Annotated in this window: 4 protein-coding genes; all 4 read right to left on the reverse strand. The window is 33.7% G+C overall.

What is annotated here, in order from left to right:
* Positions 1 to 124 (reverse strand): NUMOD4 domain-containing protein (locus GH681_RS24200; protein ID WP_368666713.1); only part of this gene is annotated, 124 nt, incomplete at its 3' end.
* A gap of 238 nt (positions 125 to 362) precedes the next feature.
* Positions 363 to 572: a hypothetical protein gene (locus GH681_RS22785; protein WP_153163787.1), complete on the reverse strand. Its 210-nt coding sequence runs from the start codon at positions 570 to 572 to the stop codon at positions 363 to 365.
* Between the two features lie 588 nt (positions 573 to 1,160).
* On the reverse strand, positions 1,161 to 1,403 hold the full coding sequence (locus GH681_RS22790; RefSeq protein WP_153163788.1) for a hypothetical protein: 243 nt from the start codon (positions 1,401 to 1,403) through the stop codon (positions 1,161 to 1,163).
* 17 nt (positions 1,404 to 1,420) lie between these two features.
* The coding region (locus GH681_RS23430; protein ID WP_228112045.1) for a hypothetical protein at positions 1,421 to 2,155 on the reverse strand (735 nt) is incomplete at its 5' end.

Consider the following 2,155-nt stretch of genomic DNA (forward strand, 5'->3'; position numbering starts at 1 on the left):
TGTATTTTATTTCTTTACCTTTTAAAACAGTTTTTATAACTCTGTCCTTACTCTTAATTCTACCAAGAGTACTAGCCATATAATATTTTTCATATCCGGGTATATCTTTCCAAATCTCTTCCATATTTACTAACTTTATGCTAACTTATAATAAAGAGTGTATAAGAAGCCGTTAGCTAGCATTCATAGGTAGCTACTCCTATTTATCTTATACACTCAATTTATAAACGCAAAATAATAATATTTGTATTTATTACACCTAAAAGGAATACATTGATTCTTTTTTTTAATAGCTGTTCTTATAAGTACACATAATAAAAAAGGTAGACTTTTTAGTCTACCTTAAATATCTTTTATTTCATCTATGGAGCTGGTACATTAGGCATAGGTGGCATTGGTGGTTTTGGGAACCCTCCCATAAACATCTTCTTAGCATCTTCTATCATCTTCCTAATATCAGCTACATCATTCTTTAAATCATTTATTTCTTTACTATTATCAACAGTATTAGTTACTGTAGGAATTTCTACTTGCGCTTCTAGTTGATCTAGAATATCTTTACACTTCTCCATTTCTTCATCATACTTACTTGCAGCTTCTTTTTTAGCTTTGAACTCATTATAGTTCTATCTAACCATATTAGCTATTTCTTCTTTATTAGTAGCAACAGTAAGTCCTATAGAAGTATCATTAATGATCGAACGCTCAGCTGGTACTGATAGTTTCTTAGACTCTCCATTACAGCTAATAAACACATCAACTAGTTTACGTCTGCTCTATCCTGGTATTGGAAACTAACCTTGAGGTAAAGCTTCATCATAAGGATTTGAAACCTAAGTAATGGAACCAAGACTATAAACAGTAGTCTTTTTAAAAGTTCCTAGAACTTCTAATACGTGCACGTGATCTCCTATTTTTAATTGACTAAATAACATAATTGAATTGGTTTTAGTAGGGCTACCTTTTATAGTAGCCCTAAGTTTTTATTAAGCAGCTGGCGCTACAATATGATTTACAGTCTGAAATACTCCAGTACGTTTATCATAGTATATTAGATATTTATTACCCGTTGAAATTTCTTCTGTTGGCATCTAATCACCAGAACCGTTTAGTAATGCTTTACCACTATTAGTATTTACACTAGTCGGATTAGATGATACCTAACTAGAACTAACAGAAGTAGCTACAGATACTAATGATCCTTCTGTTGCACCAGTAGCGGTATGGTTAATATTTAACAATATTAAACCTCTGCATGGTAATTGTCTCCATTGAAATGGACATATTCCATAAGTAACAGTATTGTTAGTAGTATCTACATTAGAGAATATAGTATCTAATGTTGGTATACCACCTTGATCAATACGTCTTACACGATAAGGGTTAAAGAAAGGATTAAACATAATTACCTCCTTTCTTATTAGCAACTACAACCGCAACCGTCGTTATATCCGTATCCGTAACCAGTGAATCCACCGTTACATCCGAATGGGTTACAAGTTAAGTAAGCAGGTACTGGACAAGGACGCAACTGATTTACGATATTAGCAGTTTGAGCAGATTGAGACAAACCTAACTCAAGAGCTGATTTTTCAGCACGCAATGTGTCAATCTTATTCTGCATTTCACGCATTTCAAGTTGACAGAATTTATCGTTAATCATTTGAGTCTGCGCATCTATCTTAGCACCAATTACATTAAACTTACTAGCATTATCTGTCATTAAGTTATTGAAACCACCAGTGATTGCATTCTGCAAAGTATTAGTTTGCTGACAGATAGACAGTCTATTGTCTGCATTCATTTGAGTCAAGTTCAAATTAACAGAGTCAATTGAACGTTGAGTCTGGCAGCAGCAGTTAGCTAATTGAGAAGCCAAGTTAGCATTACCAGAAGTAATAGCATTAATTACTTCACAGCTAGCTAATTTGGTATCACAAGCAATCTGACTTACGCTAGTATTAATAGTATTTAAAGCTGTCTGTACAGCGTTAATATCACAACTCAAAGTATTAGACAAAGTGCTGATTGCATCTTTGTTACCTTGAATAGCCTGCATTAACAGACTTGTATTAGTATCAGTATTTAACTGAGAAGCAAGACGACTAGCATCATCACTACCTCTACCAAAACCGTTACCTCCAAAACCGCCCCA

The sequence above is a fragment of the Zoogloea sp. 1C4 genome, assembly GCF_009469605.1.
Lineage (GTDB): Bacteria > Pseudomonadota > Gammaproteobacteria > Burkholderiales > Rhodocyclaceae > Zoogloea > Zoogloea oryzae.